The organism is Streptomyces sp. NPDC005811, from assembly GCF_040630405.1.
In the GTDB taxonomy this organism is placed as follows: domain Bacteria; phylum Actinomycetota; class Actinomycetes; order Streptomycetales; family Streptomycetaceae; genus Streptomyces.
On record NZ_JBEXXK010000131.1, the window covers coordinates 1 to 3,114 of the forward strand.

Consider the following 3,114-nt stretch of genomic DNA (forward strand, 5'->3'; position numbering starts at 1 on the left):
AGCTCACGCCGGGTCAGGCCGCACAGCTCCGCATCACCCGGCACCCGCTCGGCCTTCGGCCCGAACACCTTCCACAGATTGCGCACGGAGATGACGGGAGCGCCGTCGGCATCCTGAGGTGTGCCGCTCCGCTGGGATACCTCGGTCTGCGTGGGGGTCACGATCGCCCTCTTTTCGGCGTTCAGCCGCGGAACCAGTGCTGCGGCCGGGGTTGGATGTTCTGCCAGATGTGCTTGGGCTCTCGGTACTCGTTCAGGCCGGTCGGTCCCAGCTCGCGGCCCACGCCCGAGTGTCCGAAACCACCCCATTCCGCTTGCGGCACATAGGGGTGGTAGTCATTGATCCACACCGTGCCGTGACGCAGTCGCCGGGCGACCCGCTGGGCCTTGCCGGCGTCCTGTGTCCAGACGGCGCCGGCGAGGCCGTACTCGGTGTCGTTGGCGATCCGTACGGCGTCGTCCTCGTCGGTGAAGCGCTCCACGGTCAGCACGGGTCCGAAGGACTCCTCGTGGACCACGCGCATGTCCTGCCGGCACTCGTCGAGGACGGTCGGCGGGTAGTAGTGGCCGTCCGCGAGGGCGGGGTCGGTGGGGCGCTCGCCGCCGCAGCGCAGGACGGCGCCCTCGGCGATGCCGGCCGCGACGTACGCCTCGACCTTGGCCAGGTGCTGGGCGGAGATCAGCGCGCCGGTCTCGGCCTCGGGGTCGAAGGGGCCGCCGAGCCGGATCTGGCGGGCCCTGCGCACGATCTCGTCGACGAGCCGGTCGTGCAGGGAGTCCTCGACGATCAGGCGGGCGCCGGCCGAGCAGACCTGGCCCGAGTGCAGGAAGACAGCGGTGAGGGCGAAGTCGACGGCCGTCTCGAAGTCGGCGTCGGCGAAGATCACGTTGGGGTTCTTGCCGCCGAGCTCCAGCGCCACCTTCTTCACGGTCGCCGCGGAGGTGGCCATGATCCGCTTGCCGGTCTCCAGGCCGCCGGTGAAGGAGACCAGGTCGACGCCCGGGTGCTCGGAGAGCGGGGCGCCCGCCTCAGGGCCGCTGCCGAGGACGAGGTTGCCGACACCGGCCGGGAGTCCGGCCTCCTCCAGCGCCTTCAGCAGCAGGATGGAGGTGGAAGGGGTCAGCTCGCTGGGCTTCAGCACGAAGGTGTTGCCGGCCAGCAGGGCGGGCGCCACCTTCCAGGAGGCCTGGAGGAGGGGATAGTTCCATGGGGTGATCAGCCCGCAGACGCCGACGGGTTCGTAGACCACGCGGCTCACGGCGTCGTCGCGGCCGGTGTCGATCACACGGCCCGCGTCGGTTCCGCCGAGGCCCCCGTAGTATCGGAAGCAGGAGACGACGTCGGCGATGTCGTACTCGCTCTCCACCAGGCGCTTTCCGGTGTCGAGGGACTCGGCGCGGGCGAAGAGCTTGGCGTCGCGCTCGATGAGATCGGCGGTGCGCAGCAGCAGGGCACCGCGCTCCCGCTCGGGGGTCTGCGGCCAGGGGCCCTCGTCGAAGGCCCGACGGGCCGCGGTGATCGCCGCCTCGGTGTCGGGACGCGTCCCTTCCGATACGGTCGCGGAGAGCGTTCCGTCGGCGGGACATCGGATGTCACGGCGGCCTCCGGCCACCGGCTCCCGCCATTCACCGTCCACATACAGGTCTGCCACGCGCCAAGCCCTTCAGCTGAAATGCGTTGCGCATCGTGCATTCAATTGCTTGTGGTGGAACACCCTGGCCAATGTACGGACATCCGTCAAGAGGTTGGCGGATGACGATTTCGCACGGGGCCTTTCGACCCTTCTCCCTTGACCGCAGACCTTGACCGTGGACCCCATCCCGGCCAACTATGTTGCGTATCGCTCACAGAGTTGTGCATTACGCACCGACGGAGGAGGCCCATGTCCCCCCGACCTCAACCCGGCCGTGAGTACGTACTCACCCTTTCCTGCCCCGACAGCGCGGGGCTGGTCCACGCCGTGAGCGGCTTCCTCGTCCGGAACTCCGGGAACATCCTGGAGAGCCAGCAGTTCGACGACCGCCTCCAGGGCCGCTTCTTCATGAGGGTCCACTTCGACGTCTCGGACCCGAGTGCCGATCTGAAAAATCTGCGTTACCGATTCGGTCCGGTGGCGGACGCCTATCGGATCTCCTGGACCCTGCGGGACGCGTCGACCCCGACGAGGACGCTCATCATGGTGTCCAAGTTCGGGCACTGCCTGAACGATCTGCTGTTCCGTCGGCGCACGGGTTCCCTCAACATAGAAATCCCGGCGATCGTCTCCAATCACCGGGAATTCGAAGGCCTGGCGGACACCTATGGGATCCCCTTCCATCACGTGCCTGTGACGAAGGACACCAAGCCCGAGGCGGAGGCCCGGCTGCTGGAGCTGGTACGCGAGCTGGACGTCGATCTCGTCGTGCTCGCCCGCTACATGCAGATCCTCTCGGACGACCTGTGCAAGCGGCTCGAGGGCCGCGCCATCAACATCCACCACTCCTTCCTCCCCAGCTTCAAGGGAGCGAAGCCGTACGACCAGGCCTACGACCGGGGAGTGAAGCTGGTCGGCGCGACCGCGCACTACGTCACCTCGGACCTCGACGAGGGCCAGATCATCGAGCAGGACGTGGTCCGCGTCGACCACTCCCTCGACCCCGGTGAGCTCGTCACGGTCGGCCGGGACGTCGAGGCGCAGGTCCTGGCGCACGCCGTGAAGTGGCACAGCGAGAGCCGGGTGATGGTGGACGGCAACCGTACGGTCGTCTTCCGCTGAGTCGTCCGCGGAGTCGTCCTCCGAAGTCGGACGACGGGGAGGGGCGGGGCCGGCATTCCGGACACTGTTGGTGAATGCCCCTGCGTGCGTGACATCGGTCTGTGCCACCGGGTTGGTGGTAGAGACCGATGTTGCGTGTGAGGGGGCTGAAGGTGTCGTTGCGTCCGGGGGCGTTGGGAGAGGTGCCTGAGGAGACGGCGCGGGTGGCCCGCGCTGCCTTCCCCAAGGGGTGTTTGGCGCTTCGGGTGCGGGATGTGCTGGGCTCGGTGTTCAGCGATGCGGAGTTCGCCGGGCTGTTCTCGCACCGGGGACGGCCCGCGGCCTCGCCCGGCCGTCTGGCCATGGTCCTGGTGCTGCAG

2 protein-coding genes and 2 pseudogenes are annotated in these 3,114 nt (G+C 68.2%); 2 read left to right on the forward strand and 2 right to left on the reverse strand.

From position 1 onward, the window contains the following. Together ABZ490_RS52035 and ABZ490_RS52040 are read right to left on the reverse strand one after the other, a co-directional pair. A pseudogene (locus tag ABZ490_RS52035) lies at positions 1–161 on the reverse strand (glycine/betaine ABC transporter ATP-binding protein); the annotation flags it as partial. 20 nt (positions 162–181) lie between these two features. Then, positions 182–1,651, reverse strand: coding sequence for an aldehyde dehydrogenase family protein (locus ABZ490_RS52040; RefSeq protein ID WP_359008075.1), 1,470 nt, complete (start codon positions 1,649–1,651; stop codon positions 182–184). A gap of 231 nt (positions 1,652–1,882) precedes the next feature. On the opposite strand from ABZ490_RS52040, the gene purU reads away from it, so the two are divergent. Continuing rightward, the gene (purU, locus tag ABZ490_RS52045; RefSeq protein WP_359008078.1) at positions 1,883–2,755 is read left to right on the forward strand and encodes a formyltetrahydrofolate deformylase; all 873 of its coding nucleotides are present in this window, start codon (positions 1,883–1,885) and stop codon (positions 2,753–2,755) included. A gap of 152 nt (positions 2,756–2,907) precedes the next feature. Further along, positions 2,908–3,114, forward strand: a pseudogene (locus ABZ490_RS52050) (IS5/IS1182 family transposase); the annotation flags it as partial.